Source organism: Enterobacter sp. JMULE2 (assembly GCF_013337145.1).
Classification (GTDB): Bacteria; Pseudomonadota; Gammaproteobacteria; order Enterobacterales; family Enterobacteriaceae; genus Enterobacter; species Enterobacter mori.
Genome location: NZ_SGWD01000010.1, coordinates 1,241,735 through 1,261,745 on the forward strand (window position 1 = coordinate 1,241,735; position 20,011 = coordinate 1,261,745).

Here is a 20,011-nt window from a genome sequence, read left to right on the forward strand (position 1 = left end):
TCTATTACCGTTATTCCCGCCATTAAAAAAAAGAAATTAACCGTAAACTTTCACGCATAAAGGCCGATAACCCCACTATTCGTTCTACGTGTCGATAGATTAAGGAATAAATATGGCAAGTATTTCATCATTGGGGATTGGTTCGGGTCTTAAGTTAGCAGACATTCTGGATAGTCTCACCACGGCCGAAAAAGCGCAGCTGACGCCGATTTCCAAACAGCAGACATCCTATACCGCCAAGCTTAGCGCTTACGGCACGTTGAAGAGTTCACTGGAAGCGTTTCAGACCGCCAACACCGCGCTGAATAAAGCTGACCTGTTTACGGCCACCAGCACGGCGAGCAGTACCACGGCATTCAGTGCGACCACGACGGGCAGCGCCATTGCGGGTAAATACACCATTAGCGTCTCTCAGCTGGCGCAGGCGCAGACGCTGACCACTAAAAACACCCAGGCGGACACCAAAACTGCCATTGCCACCGCGGACAGCAAAATTACCTTTACCGCGGGCAACGGTAAAGATCCGGTGACCGTTGATATCAGCGCGACAAACTCCTCGCTGACCGGCATTCGTGATGCCATCAACAAAGCGGATGCGGGCGTGACCGCCAGTATTATTAACGTCGGAAATGGCCAGTATCGTCTGTCTATTACCTCTACGGAAACCGGTGCAGATAACGCGGTCAGCATCAGCGTGAGCGGCGACAGTGCCCTGCAAACCTTTATGGGTTACAACGGCACCAGCACCGACGCCAGCAACGGCATGACGGAAAGCGTCACCGCGCAGAACGCCAAGCTGAAGGTCAACAACGTTGATATCGAAAACAGCAGCAACACCATCAGCGATGCGCTGGAAGATATCACCCTGAACCTGAACGACGTCACCACCGGTAACCAGACGCTGACGATCACCAAAGATACGTCTAAAGCCGAAACGGCAATGAAAGCCTGGGTGGATGCTTACAACACCCTGCAGGACAGCTTTGCTTCACTGACCAAATATACGGCGGTTGATGCGGGTACGGATGCCCAGGACTCCAGTAACGGTGCCCTGCTGGGTGACAGCACGCTGCGTACGATTCAGACCCAGCTGAAAACCATGCTGAGCAACACCGTCGGCGGTACCACGTACAAAACACTGTCGTCGCTGGGTATCACGACCGATCCAAGCTCCGGCAAACTGGAGCTGGATAACACCAAGCTGAAAAAAGCGCTGACGGACAACCCGTCTGCCGTTAAAGATTTGGTTGTGGGTGACGGTAAAACCACCGGTATCACCACCACCATGGCGACCAACCTGACTGACTGGCTCTCCAGCAAAGGGATTATCCAGGCAGCCAAAGATGGCGTCAGTAAAACGCTGAACAAGCTTACCGATCAGTACAACGCCGTGAGCGAGCGTATTGACGCGCGCGTGGCACAGTACAAAGCCCAGTTTACCCAGCTGGACGTACTGATGACCTCGCTGAACAACACCAGCAGCTACCTGACGCAGCAGTTTGAAAATACGTCCAGCAGCAAGTAGTAAACGCTAAACGAACCCGAGGGGGATAACATGTACGGCGCAAAAGGCACGCAAGCCTACGCAAAAATAGAGGTTGAAAGCGCGGTGATGAGCGCCAGCCAGCAACAGCTGGTTATCATGCTATTTGATGGAGCCCTCAGCGCGCTGGTTCGCGCGCGTCTGTTCCTGCAAGACGGCAATATTCCGGCAAAGGGGTTGGCACTCTCGAAAGCCATCAACATTATTGAAAACGGGCTAAAGGTTGGCCTGGTGGACAATAACGGCGATGAGCTTACGCAAAACCTGATTGCCCTTTATGCCTATATGGTACGTCGCCTCCTGCACGCCAACGTGAATAACGACGCCAGCGCCATCGAAGAGGTGGAAACATTGCTGCGCAATATCGCTGACGGGTGGAAGGAGGTTGCGGGTACGCCACAACTGATGCAGGACGCCGTCTAATGAGTAATGCACCGCAACTCTATACCCTTTATCAGCAACTCCTTGAGCAGAGCCAGTTGATGTTGCGACTGGCTCGCCAGGGATTATGGGATGATCTCATTACTTGTGAAACCGATTATGTCAACGCGGTGCACTCGCTGGCTCGTCTTACGCAGGAAGCGGAACCCTCTGCACAAATGCAGGAGCAACTTCGACCGACTCTGCGCGTGATCCTCGACAATGAAAGCCAGGTGAAAACATTGCTGCAGTCCAGAATGAATGAACTGGCTAAAATGGTGGGTCAATCCTCCATTCAGAAAACCGTTCTTTCCACCTACAGCAACCAGGGCGGTCATGTCCTGGTCCCGCAAAGTAATAGCGATCTCAATTAGCCATGTAGCTGGCGAACGAACGTTTCCCGCTTCGTTCGCCAGGCATTTCTGCAAAACGTACTCCATACTTGAGTTTCGCGACCTCATGGAGACGGTGCATGCGCAATCCAACCTTACTGCAATGCTTTCACTGGTATTACCCCGCTGGCGGTGAATTGTGGCGAGAAGTCACGGCTTTAGCCCCCAACCTCAACGAAATCGGCATTAACATGGTGTGGCTACCTCCGGCGTACAAAGGCGCATCGGGGGGATATTCCGTAGGCTATGACTCTTACGATCTGTTCGATCTCGGTGAGTTTGACCAGAAAGGCAGCGTCGCCACCAAATACGGCGATAAAGCACAGCTGCTGGAGGCCATCGACGCGCTCAAAAGCAACCAGATCGCCGTGCTGCTGGATGTGGTGGTCAACCACAAAATGGGGGCGGACGAGAAAGAGTCGATCCGCGTGCAGCGCGTCAATGAACAAGACCGTACGCAAATCGACGATGAAATCATCGAGTGTGAAGCCTGGACGCGCTACACCTTCCCTGCCCGCGCGGGGAAATATTCGCAGTTTATCTGGGATTACAAATGCTTCAGCGGCATCGACCACATTGAAAACCCCAATGAAGACAATATCTTCAAAATCGTCAACGACTACACCGGCGAAGGCTGGAACGATCAGGTCGACGACGAGATGGGCAATTTCGACTACCTGATGGGCGAGAACATCGATTTTCGCAATCATGCCGTGACCGAGGAGATCAAATACTGGGCGCGCTGGGTGATGGAGCAAACGCAGTGTGACGGTTTTCGTCTGGATGCCGTAAAACATATTCCGGCCTGGTTTTATAAGGAGTGGATTGAGCACGTGCAGGAGGTTGCGCCGCAGCCGCTGTTTGTTGTCGCGGAATACTGGTCGCACGAGGTGGATAAACTGCAGAACTACATCAATCAGGTCGACGGCAAAACCATGCTGTTCGATGCGCCGCTGCAGATGAAGTTTCACGAGGCGTCGCGTCAGGGGCGCGACTACGACATGAGCCAGATCTTCACCGGCACGCTGGTGGAAGCCGATCCGTTCCATGCGGTCACGCTGGTTGCCAACCACGACACCCAACCCCTGCAGGCGCTGGAAGCCCCGGTGGAAGCCTGGTTTAAACCGCTCGCCTATGCGTTAATTCTGCTGCGCGAAAACGGCGTGCCGAGCGTGTTCTATCCGGACCTCTTCGGTGCCAGCTACGACGATACGGGCGGAGACGGTAACACGTACCATATTGATATGCCCGTGATTGAACAACTGCATGAACTGATCCTCGCCCGCCAGCGTTTTGCCCACGGCATTCAGACGCTGTTTTTTGATCATCCTAACTGTATCGCGTTCAGCCGCAGCGGGACCGACGACGCGCCGGGTTGCGTGGTGGTCCTTTCCAATGGTGATGACGGGGAAAAAGTGATTTGTCTGGGAGAGAATTACGGCAATAAAACCTGGCGTGATTTTCTGGGCAACCGCGAGGAAACCGTGACCACGGCGGCGGATGGTGAAGGAACGTTCTTCTGTAACGGAGGAAGCGTCAGCGTGTGGGTCATAGAGGATGCATTGTAGAAACAATGCCGGGTGGCGGCTTCGCCTTACCCGGCCTACAAAAGCACCGTCCCGTAGGCCGGGTAAGCGTCAGCGCCACCCGGCAAAAAACGGCTACGGTAGCTTACTCTCCAGCGGATTTTTGCTCAGGTAATTCGCACACTCTACCGTTGGACGATCCACTTTTTGCAGCTCCATACCATCATACTCAAGCGTTGCGCCATCACGCTCCAGCGGATAGATATCCAGCTTGCGGGTCACGTTATAGTAATCATCCGAACGCAGCATAATCTTGCCCGGCACCGCCACCACGCGCTGCCATTGACGGCAATCCAGCGTATCGCCCTCTTCCGTCACCACCAGCGTGGCAATCGCCTCCGGGCTCACCATCTTGCTTTGCGGCCCTTTTGACTGCCAGTACCCTGCCAGATGCGACGGCACAGGGTGCTTGATGACTTCCTGATAATTATCAACCTGAACACAGCCGGTTAACGCCAGAAGCGCACCCACAATTGCTATTTTTTTCATCATCTTTCCTGCGTGGGAAGAAAAAAATATTGTGGCATTAAAGCCGTATGGGTGCCAGCGTAAGATCGGCAGGTTTTACACCTGCATCGACATCACGTCCTGATAGGCCGATACCAGCTTATTACGCACCTGGAGGCCCATCTGCAGAGACACCGACGCTTTTTGCAGATCGGCCATCACATCATTGAGCGCCACGCCCGGCTCACCGAGCGTAAATTTTTCCGCCTGCGTGCGGGCAGCGTTCTGCTTGTCGCTGATACGGTCAAGCGCGGCGTGCAGTTGCCCCGCAAAGCTGATGGTTGAAGGTTCGTCCATCACGTTCTGATTACGTGCCGTCATTGCCGTTGCCTGCAGCTGACTGATTACCCCTTCAATGCCCTGTATAGCCATGACTTTCCCCTGGATGGATTTTTACGCGGTCAAGACTAACAGCTTGTCAATCAGATAATGGCGGTAAATAGCGTTAAAAAACCAGGTTATTTGACGCATAGAAAATCACGAATCATCAAATAATGGCAGGGCCATCAATATGGAACTTTTGTCGTGTTTGCCGACCCGGGAGTCAGTTTTGTTTCTCTACACGAATAACGTAAACCACCAGGATTTAAGAGGTGCGCAATGAGTGCAACAGCATCGACAGCGCCACAGAATAAATCACTCGAGTGGATGAACCGCCTTCGCGCGAACCCTAAAATCCCGTTGATCGTGGCAGGCGCTGCCGCCATTGCGATCCTTGTTGCGATGGTCCTGTGGGCGAAAAGCCCTGATTACCGCACGCTTTACAGTAACCTTTCCGATCAGGATGGCGGTGCCATCGTCACCCAGCTTACCCAGATGAACATCCCTTATCGCTTTGCCGATAACGGTGGCGCGCTTGAAGTGCCAGCGGACAAGGTGCACGAGCTTCGCCTGCGCCTGGCACAGCAGGGTCTGCCGAAAGGCGGTGCGGTTGGTTTCGAACTGCTGGATCAGGAAAAATTCGGTATCAGCCAGTTCAGCGAGCAGGTGAACTACCAGCGCGCGCTGGAAGGTGAACTGGCCCGTACCATTGAAACCTTAGGCCCGGTGAAGAGTGCGCGTGTGCACCTTGCCATGCCTAAACCCTCTTTATTTGTTCGTGAACAGAAATCCCCTTCTGCCTCCGTAACCGTCAACCTTGAGCCTGGCCGCGCGCTGGACGAAGGGCAAATCAGCGCGGTCACGCATCTGGTCTCCAGCGCGGTTGCAGGCTTACCGCCGGGCAACGTGACGCTAGTGGATCAGGGCGGTCATCTGCTGACGCAAAACAACAGCGCCGGTCGCGATCTGAACGACGCGCAGCTGAAATACGCGGCCGATGTGGAAGGTCGTCTTCAGCGCCGTATCGAAGCGATCCTGGGCCCGGTCGTCGGTAACAGCAACGTGCATGCTCAGGTTACCGCGCAGATCGATTTTGCGAATAAAGAACAAACGGAAGAGCAATACAGCCCGAACGGCGATCCGTCTCAGGCGGTGATGCGTTCTCGTCAGATTAACTCGAACGAGCAGGTGGGCGGCCCCTACCCTGGCGGCGTGCCGGGCGCGCTGTCTAACCAGCCTGCTCCGGCTAACGCGGCACCGATTTCAACGCCTCCGGCCAACCAGCAGAATGCACAGCAGACAACCTCAACGGCCAATAACGCGGGACCGCGTACCAGCAGCCGTAACGAAACCACGAACTTCGAAGTGGACCGTACTATCCGCCACACCAAACTGAACGTGGGGGATATTCAGCGTCTGTCTGTTGCCGTGGTGGTGAACTACAAAACCCTGCCGGACGGCAAGCCTCTGCCACTGACGGCCGAGCAGATGAAGCAGATTGAAGATCTGACCCGTGAAGCGATGGGCTACTCCGAAAAACGTGGCGATACGCTGAACGTGGTGAACTCACCGTTCAACTCGGTTGATGAAAGCGGTGGCGAACTCCCGTTCTGGCAACAGCAGTCGTTTATCGATCAGCTGATGTCCGCAGGCCGCTGGTTACTGGTGCTGATTGTTGCCTGGCTGCTGTGGCGTAAGGGCGTACGTCCTCAGCTCCAGCGCCGTGCTGAAGCCGAGAAAGCCGCTCTGGAACAGATGAATAATCGCCAGGAAGTGGAAGAAGCGGTTGAAGTGCGCCTCAGCAAAGACGAGCAGGTGCAGCAGCGCCGCGCTAACCAGCGCATGGGCGCAGAGGTCATGAGCCAGCGCATTCGCGAAATGTCAGACAACGATCCGCGCGTCGTCGCGCTGGTCATCCGCAGCTGGATGGGTAACGAACATGAGTAATACGCTTACAGGTACCGATAAAAGCGTCATCCTGCTGATGACCATTGGCGAAGACCGCGCGGCAGAGGTGTTCAAACACCTCTCGCAAAGAGAGGTGCAAATCCTCTCTGCGGCCATGGCCAACGTGCGGCAGATCTCCAACAAGCAGCTGACCGAAGTGCTGGCGGAATTTGAGCAGGAAGCCGAACAGTTTGCCGCGCTCAACGTCAACGCCAACGAATACCTGCGCTCCGTGCTGGTCAAGGCGCTGGGCGAAGAGCGTGCCGCCAGCCTGCTGGAAGATATTCTGGAAACCCGCGATACCGCCAGCGGTATCGAAACGCTCAACTTTATGGAGCCGCAGAGCGCCGCCGATCTTATTCGCGACGAGCACCCGCAGATTATCGCGACCATTCTGGTTCACCTCAAACGGGGCCAGGCAGCCGATATTCTGGCGCTGTTCGAAGAGCGTCTGCGTCACGATGTGATGCTGCGTATCGCCACGTTTGGCGGTGTCCAGCCAGCCGCGCTGGCGGAGCTGACCGAAGTGTTGAACAACCTGCTCGACGGCCAGAACCTCAAGCGCAGCAAAATGGGCGGCGTGAGAACGGCGGCCGAGATCATCAACCTGATGAAAACGCAGCAGGAAGAAGCGGTCATCACCGCGGTGCGCGAGTTCGACGGCGAGCTGGCACAGAAAATTATCGACGAGATGTTCCTGTTCGAAAACCTGGTCGAAGTGGACGATCGCAGCATCCAGCGCCTGCTTCAGGAAGTGGATTCCGAATCGCTGCTTATCGCCCTCAAAGGTGCCGAACAGCCGCTGCGCGAGAAGTTCCTGCGCAACATGTCCCAGCGTGCGGCCGATATCCTGCGCGACGACCTGGCCAACCGTGGTCCGGTGCGTCTGTCTCAGGTGGAAAACGAACAGAAAGCGATCCTGCTTATCGTTCGTCGACTGGCCGAAACCGGCGAGATGGTGATTGGCAGCGGAGACGACACCTATGTCTAATGAGCTGCCGTGGACGCGCTGGACGCCCGACGATCTGGCGCCTCCCCTCTCCGAATTTATCCCGGCCGCACTCCCGTCCGATGAGGGCGATATCGATGCCGCGGTGCCCGAGCTGAGCGAAGAAGAGCAGCGTGCGCAGATGCTGGCGCAGATGCAAATGCAGGCGCACGAACAGGGCTTCAACGCCGGTCTGCACGAAGGACGGCAGAAAGGCCAGGAGCAGGGTTATCAGGAAGGGCTGGCAAAAGGGCTGGAGCAAGGCATCGAACAGGCGCGTCAGCAGCAGGCGCCCCTCAATGCCCGTATGCAGCAGCTGGTGAGCGAGTTCCAGCATACGCTGGACGCGCTCGACAGCGTGATTGCGTCGCGCCTGATGCAGATGGCGCTGGAAGCCGCGCGTCAGGTGATTGGCCAGACGCCAACCGTCGATAACTCGGCGCTGATTAAACAGATTCAGGGTTTGCTCCAGCAGGAGCCGCTGTTCAGCGGCAAACCGCAGCTGCGCGTACACCCGGACGATCTCCAGCGCGTGGAAGAGAGTCTTGGTGCAACGCTCAGCCTGCACGGCTGGCGGCTGCGGGGCGATCCCTCGTTGCACCACGGCGGGTGCAAAGTCTCTGCGGATGAGGGCGATCTGGATGCCAGCGTGGCTACCCGCTGGCAAGAACTGTGCCGCCTGGCAGCACCGGGAGTTGTCTGATGACCGCACGCCTTACCCGCTGGCTCAACACGCTCGATAACTTTGAAACGAAGATGGCACAGCTGCCATCTGTTCGTCGTTATGGCCGTCTGACCCGCGCCACCGGTCTGGTGCTGGAAGCGACGGGCCTGCAGCTTCCGCTGGGTGCCACCTGCGTTATTGAGCGTCAGGACGGACTGGAAATGCGTGAGGTCGAAAGTGAGGTGGTCGGATTTAACGGCCAGCGCCTGTTCCTGATGCCGCTCGAAGAAGTTGAAGGCATTCTGCCCGGCGCGCGCGTCTATGCGAAAAACAGTTCAGGCGACGGTCTGCAAAGCGGCAAGCAGTTACCGCTTGGACCAGCGCTCCTTGGGCGCGTGCTGGACGGCAGCGGCAAGCCGCTCGACGGCCTGCCCTCGCCGGACACCACCGAAACGGGGGCGCTGATCACCCAGCCGTTCAACCCGCTGCAGCGTACCCCTATCGAGCACGTGCTGGATACCGGCGTGCGCCCGATTAACGCCCTGCTGACCGTGGGACGTGGACAGCGTATGGGCCTGTTCGCCGGGTCCGGCGTGGGGAAATCCGTCCTGCTCGGCATGATGGCACGCTATACCCAGGCCGATGTGATCGTCGTGGGGCTGATTGGCGAGCGTGGGCGCGAAGTCAAAGACTTCATCGAAAACATTCTGGGTGCGGAAGGCCGCGCCCGCTCGGTGGTTATTGCCGCCCCGGCGGATGTGTCCCCCTTGCTGCGTATGCAGGGTGCCGCCTACGCGACCCGCATCGCCGAAGATTTCCGCGACCGCGGCCAGCACGTCCTGCTGATCATGGACTCCCTGACCCGTTACGCGATGGCGCAGCGTGAAATCGCGCTCGCCATCGGTGAGCCTCCGGCCACCAAAGGGTATCCACCTTCGGTATTCGCCAAGCTCCCGGCGCTGGTCGAACGTGCGGGGAACGGCATCAGCGGCGGCGGCTCGATCACCGCATTCTATACGGTGCTGACCGAGGGCGATGACCAGCAGGATCCGATTGCCGACTCCGCGCGTGCGATCCTCGACGGTCACATTGTGCTGTCTCGCCGTCTGGCCGAAGCGGGGCATTACCCGGCGATTGATATTGAAGCATCCATCAGCCGCGCAATGACGGCGCTGATAACCGAGAAGCACTACGCCCGCGTGCGTAACTTCAAACAACTGCTCTCCAGCTTCCAGCGCAACCGCGATCTGGTGAGCGTTGGGGCGTATGCCAAAGGCAGCGACCCGATGCTCGACAAAGCGATTGCGCTCTGGCCGCAGCTGGAGGCGTTTTTGCAACAAGGTATTTTTGAACGCGCCGACTGGGAAGACTCAATCCAGGCTCTGGATCTGATTTTCCCGCAGGTGTAACACAGGTGGAGGGCGAAGGTCATGGCGCAAAACAGCGCGTTATCAACGCTAAAAGATCTGGCTGAAAAAGAAGTTGATGATGCCGCACTGCAGCTCGGCGCAATGCGACGCGGGTGCCAGCAGGCTGAAGAGCAGTTGAAGATGTTAATCGACTATCAGCATGAATATCGCACCAACCTGAATACCGATATGACGCAGGGCATTGGCAGCCAGCGTTGGATCAACTATCAGCAGTTTATCCAGACGCTGGAAAAGGCGATTGAGCAACACCGTCTGCAGCTTAACCAGTGGACCGAAAAAGTGGATACCGCGCTCAACTTCTGGCGCGAGAAAAAACAGCGGCTGCAGGCCTGGCAAACGCTACAGGACCGACAGGTCGCGGCGTCAACCCTGGCGGAAAACCGCCTGGATCAGAAAAAAATGGATGAGTTTGCCCAGCGCGCATCAATGAGGAAACCGGAATGATCACACTGCAACAACTGCTGATGACCGACAGCGACCTGTCAGGCGGCACGCAAACGGGGAAAGGCGCCGAGGGTGCGCAAGACTTTCTTTCTCTGCTGGCGGGCGCGTTGACCGATGCGTCCGGTCAGGGCAAAGATGCGCCGCTGACCCTGGCTGATTTGAAAGCCGCTGGCAGCAAGCTGTCCAGGGTAGCGCAACAGGACGCAGGCGAGACCACCCTGCAGGCGAAAATTGCCGACCTGCTCTCACGCCAGGAGACGCTGACCGCCGATGATGACGCGGCGAAGACCACTGCGCTGCAAACGCTGGTGTCCGGGCTGATGCCGACGACCCAAAGTGATGCGTTAAAGACACTGACGCACGCGTCCGCAAAAGATGACAGCAAAACTGACCTAAGCGAAGACGAACTCGCGGGGCTCAGCGCGCTGATGGCGATGTTGCCGCACCAGCAGACGGCAACACCGGTAACGACGCAGGCAACCCACGTCGACGGCGTTACCGCTCAGACGTCCCTCACCTCCGCTCTTCCGCAAACGCTGAAAAACGCGCTGCCGGGCAAAGAGAATAACCCGCCTCAGGCAGCGTCTCAGCCTGTGGCACAAACGGCTGACGCAGCCCTTCCAGCCAGCGTACCCGTGACGCCTGCGGTCGCGGCGGCGGCTGAGAAACAGGACATCGCGAGCAGCGCGACGACAACCTCGCCCACCGCAACCCTGGCACCGATCCTCAGCAGCCACGCGACCTCACAGCCTGCTGCAACCGTTGCCACCGCGCCGGTATTGAGCCAGCCGCTCGGCACCAGCGAATGGCAGCAGACGCTGAGCCAGCACATCACGCTGTTCACGAAGCAAGGCCAGCAGACCGCTGAACTGCGCCTGCACCCGGAAGACCTGGGCCAGGTGCAAATCTCGCTTAAACTGGATGATAACCAGGCGCAGCTGCAGATGGTGTCTCCGCACAGCCACGTGCGCGCGGCGCTGGAGGCTGCTCTGCCGGTCTTACGCACCTCTCTGGCGGAAAGCGGCATTCAGCTTTCGCAGAGCAGCGTCAGCAGTGAGAGCTTCGCCGGACAGCAGCAATCCTCATCACAGCAGCAACAGCAGGCTTCCCGCTCGGGCCAGCACGGCGCGTTCAATGAAGAGAGTGATGAGTTATTGCCGACCCCTGCCGCCCTGCAATCCGCCGCGCGGGGAAATGGCGCAGTGGATATCTTCGCCTAAACGCCAGAGGTAGCGTGATTATTCCCGTCTTTTCCACGCTTTGAGATAAGGCGGACACGGGATAATCACCCTATTAAGCTGTACCGAAACAGGAAGCTCGTATCAGATGACTGACTCCGCTATCACCAAAAAAAGTAAGCGCTCCATCTGGATCCCGCTGCTGGTGTTGATCACGCTCGCCGCCTGCGCTACCGCGGGCTATAGTTACTGGCGTATGCAGCAGGAACCGACTGCCGCTGCTGCCAAAGCTGAAGCGCCACCGCCTCCGGCTCCCGTGTTCTTCCCGCTGGACACCTTCACCGTCAACCTGGGTGATGCGGATCGTGTGCTTTATGTTGGCATTACGCTGCGCCTGAAAGACGAAGCTACCCGTTCTCGTCTGAACGATTATCTTCCTGAAGTGCGTAGCCGTCTGCTGCTGCTTTTCTCTCGTCAGGACGCTTCGACGCTCGCTACCGATGACGGTAAGCAAAAACTGGTCGACGCCATCAAACAGACGCTGTCGACCCCGCTGGTAAACGGCCAACCGAAGCAGGAAGTCACTGACGTTCTGTATACAGCCTTCATTCTGCGGTAACGACATGGGCGACAGTATTCTTTCTCAGGCAGAAATCGATGCGCTGCTCAACGGCGACAGCGATAAGAGTGATGATCCGCAACCGGGACTGAGCGGCGACGACAATATTCGCCCCTATGACCCGAATACCCAGCGTCGCGTGGTACGTGAACGTCTGCAGGCGCTGGAGATCATCAACGAACGTTTTGCGCGTCAGTTCCGTATGGGGCTGTTTAACCTGCTGCGTCGTAGCCCGGATATCACCGTCGGCGCGATCCGCATTCAGCCGTATCATGAGTTTGCCCGCAACCTGCCGGTGCCAACCAACCTTAACCTGATCCATCTGAAGCCGCTGCGCGGCACTGGTCTGGTGGTGTTTTCGCCAAGCCTGGTGTTCATTGCGGTGGATAACCTGTTCGGCGGCGACGGGCGTTTCCCGACCAAAGTAGAAGGTCGTGAGTTCACCCACACCGAACAGCGCGTCATTAACCGCATGCTGAAGCTGGCGCTGGAGTCTTACAGCGACGCGTGGAAGGCGATTAACCCGCTGGAAGTGGAGTACGTCCGTTCCGAGATGCAGGTGAAGTTCACCAATATCACCACCTCGCCGAACGATATCGTCGTTAACACGCCGTTCCACGTTGAAATCGGCAACCTGACCGGTGAGTTCAACATCTGCCTGCCGTTCAGCATGATTGAACCGCTGCGCGAGCTGCTGGTGAACCCGCCGCTGGAGAACTCGCGCCACGAAGATCAGAACTGGCGTGAAAACCTGGTTCGCCAGGTTCAGCACTCGCAGCTGGAGCTGGTAGCGAGCTTTGCCGATATTCCGCTGCGGTTATCTCAGATCCTGAAATTACAACCCGGCGACGTTTTGCCGATAGAAAAACCCGACCGCATTATTGCCCATGTGGATGGTGTCCCCGTGCTGACCAGTCAGTACGGCACAATTAACGGCCAGTATGCGTTACGCGTTGAGCACTTGATCAACCCGATATTGAATTCGCTGAATGAGGAACAGCCCAAATGAGTGACATGAACAATCCGTCCGATGAGAACAGCGGAGCACTGGACGATCTGTGGGCTGACGCGTTAAACGAGCAAAAGACGACCCCGACGAAAAGCGCGGCGGACGCGGTATTCCAGCAGCTGGGCGGCGGCGACGTCAGCGGCACGCTGCAGGATATCGACCTGATCATGGATATCCCGGTTAAGCTGACGGTTGAGCTGGGCCGCACCCGCATGACCATTAAAGAGCTGCTGCGCCTGACGCAGGGTTCCGTGGTCGCCCTTGATGGCCTGGCCGGTGAACCGCTGGATATTCTGATCAACGGTTATCTGATTGCTCAGGGGGAAGTGGTGGTGGTTGCTGATAAGTACGGCGTGCGCATCACCGACATCATTACGCCATCCGAACGTATGCGTCGTCTGAGCCGTTAAGCATGAAAACCCAGGCAACAATGTCCCAACCCTCCGCGGTACCTGGCTCGCCGCTGCTCCAGGTGAGCGGTGCCCTGTTCGGTATTATTGCCTTCATTCTTATTGCGGCCTGGCTGGCAAAGCGTTTTGGTCTGGCGGGTAAAACCGCCGGAACGCGCGGCCTGAAGGTCAGCGCCAGTACCACGCTGGGGCCACGCGAGCGCGTGGTCATCGTCGACGTGGAAGATGCGCGTCTGGTGCTGGGGATCACCGCCTCAAACATCAATGTATTACATAAACTGCCGCCCGCCCCCGTCACGGGTGACGAGCGCGCAGAAGCCCCAGCGGATTTCCAGTCCGTTATGAAGAGTTTGCTTAAGCGTTCCGGGAGATCCTGATGCGCCGTTTGTTATCCCTTACGCTTGCGGGTGTTGGCCTGTTTGCTCCCGCGGTCTATGCGCAACTGCCCGGTCTGGTCTCGACCCCGCTTGCCGGAGGCGGTCAAAGTTGGTCGCTTTCGGTTCAGACGCTGGTGTTCATCACCTCGCTGACCTTTATTCCGGCCATTCTGCTGATGATGACCAGCTTTACCCGCATCATCATTGTTTTTGGCCTGCTGCGAAACGCCCTGGGAACCCCTTCCGCGCCGCCCAACCAGGTGCTGCTGGGCCTGGCCCTGTTTTTGACTTTTTTCATTATGTCGCCGGTGATCGACAAGATTTACACCGACGCCTACCAGCCGTTTAGCGAAGATAAAATCTCGATGGAAGTGGCGCTGGAGAAAGGCGCGCAGCCGCTGCGTGAATTTATGCTGCGCCAGACGCGTGAAGCAGATTTAGCGCTCTTTGCCCGCCTCTCCAACACCGGCGAGCTTCAGGGACCGGAAGCGGTGCCGATGCGCATTTTGCTGCCAGCCTATGTCACCAGCGAGCTAAAAACCGCGTTCCAGATTGGCTTCACTATTTTCATTCCGTTCCTGATTATCGACCTGGTGATCGCCAGCGTGCTGATGGCGCTCGGGATGATGATGGTACCGCCTGCGACCATCGCTCTGCCCTTTAAGATCATGCTCTTTGTGCTGGTCGATGGCTGGCAGCTGCTGGTCAGTTCGCTGGCGCAGAGTTTCTACAGTTGAGGAGCGCGCAATGACGCCAGAATCGGTCATGATGATGGGCACGGAAGCGATGAAAGTCGCGATTGCCGTTGCCGCCCCGCTGCTGCTTGTTGCCCTCGTGACCGGTCTGATCATCAGTATCCTGCAGGCCGCCACGCAGATTAACGAAATGACGCTGTCGTTTATCCCGAAAATCATTGCCGTGTTCGTGGCGATTATCGTCGCCGGGCCGTGGATGCTGAACCTGCTGCTGGACTATATGCGCAACCTGTTCACCAATCTGCCGTACATCATCGGCTGATATCACGATGCTGCACTTCACCAGCGATCAATACGTCCAGTGGCTGGGCGTCTACTTCTGGCCGATGCTGCGCATTATGGCGCTCATCTCAACCGCCCCTATTCTCAGCGAGAAATCGATACCCAAGCGCATCAAAGTGGGGCTGGGGATCGTTATCACGATTATTGTCGCCCCGTCCTTGCCGCCGGTTGATATCCCTGTATTTTCCGCTAACGCCGTATGGGTGGCGCTTCAGCAGGTGATGATCGGCGTCGCCGTTGGGTTTACCATGCAGCTCGCCTTTGCGGCAGTGCGTACTGCGGGTGAGCTGATCGGCCTGCAAATGGGGTTATCCTTCGCCACCTTCGTCGACCCCGGCAGCCACCTCAACATGCCGGTGCTGGCGCGTATCATCGATCTGCTGGCGATGCTGCTGTTCCTGTCGTTTAACGGCCACTTATGGCTTATCTCAATGCTGGTGGACACCTTCCACACGCTACCGATTGGCGAAAATCCGGTTAACAGCAACGCGTTTCTGGCGCTGGTGCGTGCCGCCGGGCTGATTTTTCTCAACGGGCTGATGCTGGCGCTGCCGATCATCACTCTGCTGCTGACCGTTAACCTGGCATTAGGCCTGCTGAACAGAATGGCGCCGCAGCTTTCCGTGTTTGTCATTGGTTTTCCCGTGACGCTGACGGTCGGTCTTTTATTAATGTCATTGCTAATGCCGCTTATCGCCCCCTTCTGTGAACATTTATTCAGCGAGATATTCAACCTGTTAGCGGATATTGTCAGCGAACTGCCCCGCAAATAATAGTCCTCACACTCCATATTGTCTTTCTGAGGATATTCCTAAAATAAAACGCGAAAAACATCTTCCAGGATATATCTGACGCGGTTTAAATGTTTCTAACCATCTCACAATACTTAATATTTACTTTACTTTAAGAAGATTCCTGGCAAATTATAAGTAACTTTACGGGATAGTGAGTTCGCCTCAAAGTCTTTGTCATGCTCACAGGTTTTATTTGGTTTTTTCCATCCCGTATGGCTGTTTATGAGCTCTCAGGCAGATGGTGAATTATCGTTACGCATTGAGTGAGGGTATGCCATGTCAACGATCATTATGGATTTATGCAGCTACACCCGGCTAGGGTTAACCGGGTATCTGGCAAGCAGAGGGGTAAGAAAGAGAGACATCAACGATGCACACACCGTTGACGAACTCGAAGCCGCTTGTGAAGCACACAAGCCCGGCGTGGTGTTTATTAATGAGGACTGTTTCATTCACGATCCAGCCAACAGTCAGCACATTAAGCAAATCATTAATCAGCATCCTAAAACGTTGTTTATTGTTTTTATGGCGATCGCCAATATTCATTTTGACGAATACTTGTTGGTCCGTAAAAATTTATTGATCAGTTCTAAATCGATTAAACCCGAGTCGCTGGATGACATTTTGGGTGATTATTTGAATAAAGAAGTTAAGAATGTAGGAGCGGTTAACTTACCCACCCTATCATTAAGCAGAACTGAATCAAGTATGCTCAGAATGTGGATGGCTGGACAAGGGACAATTCAGATCTCGGACCAGATGAATATCAAGGCAAAAACGGTTTCGTCACACAAAGGAAATATTAAAAGGAAAATTAAAACGCATAATAAGCAAGTGATCTACCACGTCGTTCGCCTGACCGATAATGTCACAAACGGAATTTTCGTTAATATGCGCTGATCCGCGCAAGACCTTCTGTACCCTACCTGCGATCTCTGGCCTGGCCAGAGATTTTTGCATTTTCAGCCGCATGGGCCGGGGACGGGAACGCCGCCCGACACCACGCTATTCTGCTGCTTCCACAAAAATACCATCTTCATGTCCCAGTTCGTTAAAGAACCAGATACCGAGCGGGTAGTCTTCCAGAGAAACCAGGTACATTACACCTTCGCTAAACTCTTCTATCGCCAGCACCACACCCGGGCGGCGCGGTCCACCGTCCGTTTTAACGGTTACCCGATCGTTGACCTTCATACATTCCTCCTGTGGTTTTGAGCCAGTGTAGAACAAAACGCATTAACTGGCACCGACCCCCGGCGCGAATGGTGTTTTTGTGTGCGGTCTATACTTATGGATGGACACGGTTGCATGAGGACCCCGTAATGAAGACCGATAAAGAGTACAGCGACACCATCAAGCGTGAGGTGGAGGTGGATGTCGATGCCCTGCTGGCCGCTATCAATGAGATCAGTGAGTCCGAAGTTCGCCGCTCAGACGATGAGTCAGACAAAGTGATTGTAAACGGAAGGGACTATCACACTTACCGCGAGCTGGCCGAAGCCTTCGAGCTTGATATTCATGACTTCAGCGTGTCTGAAGCGAATCGGTAAGATAAAAAAATCCCGGTCATGGGGATGGCCGGGATCAAACTTGCTTATGCAAGAAGCACTTGAAAATTCGTTACACCAGGAAATCTGATGTAGAAACAACACTATCCCCAACGGATTTGTCTGACAAGCATATATTCTCCTGGTGAATATAATATTTTATACATGTGAATTTTAGTTATGAGCAGCAACATGCGCCGCGTGTGGGTTACGCAGGAACGATTCCGTCAAACCTCTCTCCCGGCACTGTCATTTTTTAGGAATAATCTTAGATAAGCGCGCATCAGTCATCAGGAGCCGTTATGCCTTCGCTTCAGAATCCACTGCTGATTTTCACCGATCTGGATGGGACACTGCTGGATATTCATACCTATGACTGGCAGCCTGCCGCCGCATGGCTGGAGCGGCTACGGGATAAACAGATCCCCGTTATCCTTTGCAGCAGCAAGACGGCGGCTGAGATGCTCGACATCCAGCAGGAGTTAGGCCTGGAAGGGCTGCCGTTCATTGCGGAAAACGGGGCGGTCATTCAGCCTGATGTTCGCTGGGATCCCCCTGCCCGGCGCATCACGGGGATATCGCACCCTACGATTCGTCACATCATCGAGCAGATCAGACTGCAAACGCACGTTAAATTCACCACCTTTGATGACGTGAATGAACGGGTAATCAGTGAATGGACCGGACTGACGCCTTCCCGTTCGCTGCTTGCGCGCAGACATGAAGCGTCCCTGACGTTAATCTGGCGCGACAGCGATGCGCAAATGACGCGCTTTGAAGAGGCGCTGGAACCGCATGGCCTGCAGTTTGTACAGGGGGCGAGATTCTGGCACGTCCTGGACGCGCGCTGCGGCAAGGATGTGGCGGTAAAATGGCTGACTGAACAGTATTCTCTGCAGGAGCGTGTTGCGTGGACATCCCTTGGGCTGGGCGATGGTCCCAACGACGCTCCGCTGTTAGACAGCGTCGACTTTGCGGTGGTGATCAAAGGCATTAACCGCCAGGGCATTTCGCTGCAGAACGATAGCCCGGAACGGGTTTATCACACGCAGCATCCCGGCCCCGCGGGCTGGCGCGAAGGGCTCGATCACTTCTTGTTGTGATCGCGCCAGACGACGCAGTTGCGTCCCCCCTGCTTTGCTTCATACAACCGCGCATCGGCAATGGACTGCAGCTGCTCAAAATTATAGTTACCCTTCTCCTGCGCGCTGCTGACGCCCAGTGAGGCACTGATGCGCAGAGTGACGCTCTTCTTAACCAGAATCTCTTTGCTGTCGATCCGTGCGCGGATCCGCTCAGCAACATTTGCCGCTTCCTCGAGCGTCAGGCCAGGGAGCACGACACAGAACTCCTCGCCACCCACACGGCCGCCCACGTCATTGGCGCGCAGTGCACTCGCAATCAATCCTCCGGCGTGCGACAACACTTTATCCCCTGCCTGATGCCCGAAGCGGTCATTGATACCCTTGAAATGGTCCAGATCGATCTGGATGACAGACAACGGCAGGGACTGCTGCTGGCATTGCTTCGCAAGGGCATTCGCCCGTTCAAACAGCGCCCCGCGATTATTCAGGCGGGTCAGCGGATCGTGCCAGGCCTGCCACTGAAGCGAGTGTTGAAGCGTATACATATTGCTGACCATGCGCCGGATCACGAGCCAGGAGATGAGCAGCATGGCGGTGAAGAGCGCCCAGAGTAGCGCCAGCACAATACTGATGCTGCCGAAGTCCCCGCGAACCCCTTCATGTAGCGTATGCACGCGCAGGACAACGCCCTCAAAATGATCGAGCCGTTCCCAACTGATAAAGCGGCTGCCCAGACGAATCCCCCCCTCCGTGTCGGACTCGATAGCGTGAGCTATCTGCGCCAGCTCGCTTGCATCGAAGTGGTTAACTGTGCTTTCAGGTGATTCTGAGGTCGCAATCATATTGAGGCGCGTGTCGTAAAGCTGGTATTCGCCTTCTGAATGGTTGTCCATGGCCTCCACCAGCAGCTGTTTCATCGTGTCAACGCTGATATCCATCGCCACCACGCCATACCAGAAATGGTCGTAATAGATCGGCACGCTGGCGGTAATAAGCCGCTTGTTCCCGATAAAAGACGACGGAGGCGAAATAAACCAGCGAACGGCACGTGCGCGGTTTTCACGCTCAGACTGCTGTGAAAACCAGGGCTGCGTGACCAGCTGATAATAGCGGGGAGAAATATCTCTCGGTTGTGCAGGCGTATCAGTTGCGATAAAGAACCCTGCGCGGGAAACATACAGCACCCGCTCCACGTTACTGCTGTGCGATGACGCCAGACGCAGGAGGTACCCGACTTCGAGGGCAGCAGAGAGTTCGTTTGCCAGGCGATCGTTATCACGGTTGAGCAGCGTGGTTTTTTCAACAAACGCATCGGACACCCCGTTGATGGGTAACGTGCGATTTTCGTCCACCGCGATTTGCCAGTTTGTGGTGTTCCGCAAGGTATTAAAACGCGTCACCGCATTGTGCAGCACACCGAATGCCAGCGGTGTTTGCAGCGCATCGCGCATGCTATGACGGAAGAAAAGCAGTTTATCGACGTTGTACTGCAACTGCCTGTCCAGGCCATTGGCGACCGTTTCCAGATGGTTACGCTGGCTGGAGATATAGGCATCTTCCAGTACCACCACTTCACGCCAGGTGAGGAGCGTGGAAAAGACCAGGACAATAATAAAACAGAGATTAACAATCAGGCCGGGATTGCTACGCTGATGCAGCCATTGCTGAAGAGATCGTTTTACAACATAGGTATCGCGCTGCACACACACTCCC

The 20,011-nt window shown here is 55.9% G+C and carries 23 protein-coding genes and 1 pseudogene; 20 read left to right on the plus strand and 4 right to left on the minus strand.

Annotation, left to right across the window (positions count from 1 at the left end; all coding sequences use genetic code 11):
* Nucleotides 1–112: 112 nt before the first annotated feature.
* The 4 genes from fliD to amyA all read left to right on the plus strand — a co-directional run bounded on the left by fliD (nucleotide 113) and on the right by amyA (nucleotide 3,923).
* Nucleotides 113–1,525: a flagellar filament capping protein FliD gene (gene fliD / locus EXW94_RS06745; RefSeq protein ID WP_148399934.1), complete on the plus strand. Its 1,413-nt coding sequence runs from the start codon at nucleotides 113–115 to the stop codon at nucleotides 1,523–1,525.
* A gap of 30 nt (nucleotides 1,526–1,555) precedes the next feature.
* Nucleotides 1,556–1,966, plus strand: a complete 411-nt coding sequence (fliS, locus tag EXW94_RS06750) for a flagellar export chaperone FliS (RefSeq protein WP_010432394.1) — start codon at nucleotides 1,556–1,558, stop codon at nucleotides 1,964–1,966.
* On the plus strand, nucleotides 1,966–2,337 hold the full coding sequence (fliT, locus tag EXW94_RS06755) for a flagella biosynthesis regulatory protein FliT (RefSeq protein WP_042717934.1): 372 nt from the start codon (nucleotides 1,966–1,968) through the stop codon (nucleotides 2,335–2,337). The genes fliS and fliT overlap by 1 nt, the downstream gene beginning before the upstream one ends.
* A 98-nt stretch (nucleotides 2,338–2,435) precedes the next feature.
* Nucleotides 2,436–3,923, plus strand: coding sequence for an alpha-amylase (gene amyA / locus EXW94_RS06760; protein WP_108417551.1), 1,488 nt, complete (start codon nucleotides 2,436–2,438; stop codon nucleotides 3,921–3,923).
* Nucleotides 3,924–4,016: 93 nt separating this feature from the next.
* Here the strand turns inward: amyA and yedD are convergent, their stop codons facing one another.
* Both yedD and fliE read right to left on the minus strand, forming a co-directional pair.
* On the minus strand, nucleotides 4,017–4,430 hold the full coding sequence (yedD, locus tag EXW94_RS06765; protein ID WP_010432387.1) for a lipoprotein YedD: 414 nt from the start codon (nucleotides 4,428–4,430) through the stop codon (nucleotides 4,017–4,019).
* A gap of 75 nt (nucleotides 4,431–4,505) precedes the next feature.
* A complete protein-coding gene (gene fliE / locus EXW94_RS06770) occupies nucleotides 4,506–4,820 on the minus strand; it encodes a flagellar hook-basal body complex protein FliE (protein ID WP_010432385.1) in 315 nt (104 codons plus the stop codon).
* Nucleotides 4,821–5,048: 228 nt separating this feature from the next.
* On the opposite strand from fliE, the gene fliF reads away from it, so the two are divergent.
* The 14 genes and pseudogenes from fliF to rcsA all read left to right on the plus strand — a co-directional run bounded on the left by fliF (nucleotide 5,049) and on the right by rcsA (nucleotide 16,566).
* A complete protein-coding gene (fliF, locus tag EXW94_RS06775) occupies nucleotides 5,049–6,716 on the plus strand; it encodes a flagellar basal-body MS-ring/collar protein FliF (RefSeq protein ID WP_174339759.1) in 1,668 nt (555 codons plus the stop codon).
* On the plus strand, nucleotides 6,709–7,707 hold the full coding sequence (gene fliG / locus EXW94_RS06780; RefSeq protein ID WP_089599455.1) for a flagellar motor switch protein FliG: 999 nt from the start codon (nucleotides 6,709–6,711) through the stop codon (nucleotides 7,705–7,707). Before fliF ends, fliG begins: the two co-directional genes overlap by 8 nt.
* On the plus strand, nucleotides 7,700–8,407 hold the full coding sequence (fliH, locus tag EXW94_RS06785) for a flagellar assembly protein FliH (protein WP_108417549.1): 708 nt from the start codon (nucleotides 7,700–7,702) through the stop codon (nucleotides 8,405–8,407). The genes fliG and fliH overlap by 8 nt, the downstream gene beginning before the upstream one ends.
* Nucleotides 8,407–9,777: a flagellar protein export ATPase FliI gene (gene fliI / locus EXW94_RS06790; RefSeq protein WP_010432376.1), complete on the plus strand. Its 1,371-nt coding sequence runs from the start codon at nucleotides 8,407–8,409 to the stop codon at nucleotides 9,775–9,777. The genes fliH and fliI overlap by 1 nt, the downstream gene beginning before the upstream one ends.
* 21 nt (nucleotides 9,778–9,798) lie before the next feature.
* Complete coding sequence (gene fliJ, locus EXW94_RS06795) at nucleotides 9,799–10,242, plus strand: flagellar export protein FliJ (protein WP_010432373.1); 444 nt, start codon at nucleotides 9,799–9,801, stop codon at nucleotides 10,240–10,242.
* Entirely contained in the window at nucleotides 10,239–11,462 is a 1,224-nt protein-coding gene (gene fliK, locus EXW94_RS06800) for a flagellar hook length control protein FliK (RefSeq protein WP_174339760.1), read from the plus strand. The genes fliJ and fliK overlap by 4 nt, the downstream gene beginning before the upstream one ends.
* Before the next feature lie 106 nt (nucleotides 11,463–11,568).
* The gene (fliL, locus tag EXW94_RS06805) at nucleotides 11,569–12,039 is read left to right on the plus strand and encodes a flagellar basal body-associated protein FliL (RefSeq protein WP_010432366.1); all 471 of its coding nucleotides are present in this window, start codon (nucleotides 11,569–11,571) and stop codon (nucleotides 12,037–12,039) included.
* Nucleotides 12,040–12,043: 4 nt separating this feature from the next.
* Nucleotides 12,044–13,048: a flagellar motor switch protein FliM gene (gene fliM / locus EXW94_RS06810; protein WP_010432363.1), complete on the plus strand. Its 1,005-nt coding sequence runs from the start codon at nucleotides 12,044–12,046 to the stop codon at nucleotides 13,046–13,048.
* Nucleotides 13,045–13,458 carry a flagellar motor switch protein FliN gene (fliN, locus tag EXW94_RS06815; RefSeq protein WP_003859592.1) on the plus strand — a complete coding sequence of 138 codons (414 nt, stop codon included), beginning with the start codon at nucleotides 13,045–13,047 and terminating at the stop codon, nucleotides 13,456–13,458. Before fliM ends, fliN begins: the two co-directional genes overlap by 4 nt.
* Nucleotides 13,459–13,460: 2 nt before the next feature.
* Nucleotides 13,461–13,835 carry a flagellar biosynthetic protein FliO gene (gene fliO, locus EXW94_RS06820; protein WP_029485119.1) on the plus strand — a complete coding sequence of 125 codons (375 nt, stop codon included), beginning with the start codon at nucleotides 13,461–13,463 and terminating at the stop codon, nucleotides 13,833–13,835.
* The gene (fliP, locus tag EXW94_RS06825; protein WP_042716760.1) at nucleotides 13,835–14,572 is read left to right on the plus strand and encodes a flagellar type III secretion system pore protein FliP; all 738 of its coding nucleotides are present in this window, start codon (nucleotides 13,835–13,837) and stop codon (nucleotides 14,570–14,572) included. Before fliO ends, fliP begins: the two co-directional genes overlap by 1 nt.
* Before the next feature lie 10 nt (nucleotides 14,573–14,582).
* Nucleotides 14,583–14,852 carry a flagellar biosynthesis protein FliQ gene (fliQ, locus tag EXW94_RS06830; RefSeq protein ID WP_003859587.1) on the plus strand — a complete coding sequence of 90 codons (270 nt, stop codon included), beginning with the start codon at nucleotides 14,583–14,585 and terminating at the stop codon, nucleotides 14,850–14,852.
* Nucleotides 14,853–14,859: 7 nt separating this feature from the next.
* Nucleotides 14,860–15,652, plus strand: a pseudogene (gene fliR / locus EXW94_RS06835) (flagellar biosynthetic protein FliR); the annotation flags it as partial.
* Nucleotides 15,653–15,942: 290 nt separating this feature from the next.
* The gene (rcsA, locus tag EXW94_RS06840; RefSeq protein ID WP_010432341.1) at nucleotides 15,943–16,566 is read left to right on the plus strand and encodes a transcriptional regulator RcsA; all 624 of its coding nucleotides are present in this window, start codon (nucleotides 15,943–15,945) and stop codon (nucleotides 16,564–16,566) included.
* 105 nt (nucleotides 16,567–16,671) lie between these two features.
* Here the strand turns inward: rcsA and dsrB are convergent, their stop codons facing one another.
* Nucleotides 16,672–16,860, minus strand: a complete 189-nt coding sequence (gene dsrB, locus EXW94_RS06845; RefSeq protein WP_010432339.1) for a protein DsrB — start codon at nucleotides 16,858–16,860, stop codon at nucleotides 16,672–16,674.
* 128 nt (nucleotides 16,861–16,988) lie between these two features.
* Here dsrB and yodD point away from each other — a divergent pair, with 128 nt between their 5' ends.
* The gene (gene yodD, locus EXW94_RS06850; RefSeq protein WP_120157917.1) at nucleotides 16,989–17,216 is read left to right on the plus strand and encodes a YodD family peroxide/acid resistance protein; all 228 of its coding nucleotides are present in this window, start codon (nucleotides 16,989–16,991) and stop codon (nucleotides 17,214–17,216) included.
* A gap of 299 nt (nucleotides 17,217–17,515) precedes the next feature.
* The gene (locus EXW94_RS06855; protein ID WP_174339761.1) at nucleotides 17,516–18,316 is read left to right on the plus strand and encodes a mannosyl-3-phosphoglycerate phosphatase-related protein; all 801 of its coding nucleotides are present in this window, start codon (nucleotides 17,516–17,518) and stop codon (nucleotides 18,314–18,316) included.
* On the opposite strand, the gene dgcQ is transcribed toward EXW94_RS06855, so the two are convergent.
* On the minus strand, nucleotides 18,301–20,001 hold the full coding sequence (dgcQ, locus tag EXW94_RS06860; protein ID WP_174339762.1) for a cellulose biosynthesis regulator diguanylate cyclase DgcQ: 1,701 nt from the start codon (nucleotides 19,999–20,001) through the stop codon (nucleotides 18,301–18,303). The genes EXW94_RS06855 and dgcQ overlap by 16 nt on opposite strands.
* Nucleotides 20,002–20,011 lie beyond the last annotated feature (10 nt).

Excerpts from the sequence above, each read along its gene's own strand:
- fliD (WP_148399934.1), top strand. The coding sequence starts at position 113 with ATGGCAAGTATTTCATCATTGGGGATTGGTTCGGGTCTTAAGTTAGCA.
- fliS (WP_010432394.1), top strand. The coding sequence starts at position 1,556 with ATGTACGGCGCAAAAGGCACGCAAGCCTACGCAAAAATAGAGGTTGAA.
- fliT (WP_042717934.1), top strand. The coding sequence starts at position 1,966 with ATGAGTAATGCACCGCAACTCTATACCCTTTATCAGCAACTCCTTGAG.
- amyA (WP_108417551.1), top strand. The coding sequence starts at position 2,436 with ATGCGCAATCCAACCTTACTGCAATGCTTTCACTGGTATTACCCCGCT.
- yedD (WP_010432387.1), bottom strand. The coding sequence starts at position 4,430 with ATGAAAAAAATAGCAATTGTGGGTGCGCTTCTGGCGTTAACCGGCTGT.
- fliE (WP_010432385.1), bottom strand. The coding sequence starts at position 4,820 with ATGGCTATACAGGGCATTGAAGGGGTAATCAGTCAGCTGCAGGCAACG.
- fliF (WP_174339759.1), top strand. The coding sequence starts at position 5,049 with ATGAGTGCAACAGCATCGACAGCGCCACAGAATAAATCACTCGAGTGG.
- fliG (WP_089599455.1), top strand. The coding sequence starts at position 6,709 with ATGAGTAATACGCTTACAGGTACCGATAAAAGCGTCATCCTGCTGATG.
- fliH (WP_108417549.1), top strand. The coding sequence starts at position 7,700 with ATGTCTAATGAGCTGCCGTGGACGCGCTGGACGCCCGACGATCTGGCG.
- fliI (WP_010432376.1), top strand. The coding sequence starts at position 8,407 with ATGACCGCACGCCTTACCCGCTGGCTCAACACGCTCGATAACTTTGAA.
- fliJ (WP_010432373.1), top strand. The coding sequence starts at position 9,799 with ATGGCGCAAAACAGCGCGTTATCAACGCTAAAAGATCTGGCTGAAAAA.
- fliK (WP_174339760.1), top strand. The coding sequence starts at position 10,239 with ATGATCACACTGCAACAACTGCTGATGACCGACAGCGACCTGTCAGGC.
- fliL (WP_010432366.1), top strand. The coding sequence starts at position 11,569 with ATGACTGACTCCGCTATCACCAAAAAAAGTAAGCGCTCCATCTGGATC.
- fliM (WP_010432363.1), top strand. The coding sequence starts at position 12,044 with ATGGGCGACAGTATTCTTTCTCAGGCAGAAATCGATGCGCTGCTCAAC.
- fliN (WP_003859592.1), top strand. The coding sequence starts at position 13,045 with ATGAGTGACATGAACAATCCGTCCGATGAGAACAGCGGAGCACTGGAC.
- fliO (WP_029485119.1), top strand. The coding sequence starts at position 13,461 with ATGAAAACCCAGGCAACAATGTCCCAACCCTCCGCGGTACCTGGCTCG.
- fliP (WP_042716760.1), top strand. The coding sequence starts at position 13,835 with ATGCGCCGTTTGTTATCCCTTACGCTTGCGGGTGTTGGCCTGTTTGCT.
- fliQ (WP_003859587.1), top strand. The coding sequence starts at position 14,583 with ATGACGCCAGAATCGGTCATGATGATGGGCACGGAAGCGATGAAAGTC.
- rcsA (WP_010432341.1), top strand. The coding sequence starts at position 15,943 with ATGTCAACGATCATTATGGATTTATGCAGCTACACCCGGCTAGGGTTA.
- dsrB (WP_010432339.1), bottom strand. The coding sequence starts at position 16,860 with ATGAAGGTCAACGATCGGGTAACCGTTAAAACGGACGGTGGACCGCGC.
- yodD (WP_120157917.1), top strand. The coding sequence starts at position 16,989 with ATGAAGACCGATAAAGAGTACAGCGACACCATCAAGCGTGAGGTGGAG.
- EXW94_RS06855 (WP_174339761.1), top strand. The coding sequence starts at position 17,516 with ATGCCTTCGCTTCAGAATCCACTGCTGATTTTCACCGATCTGGATGGG.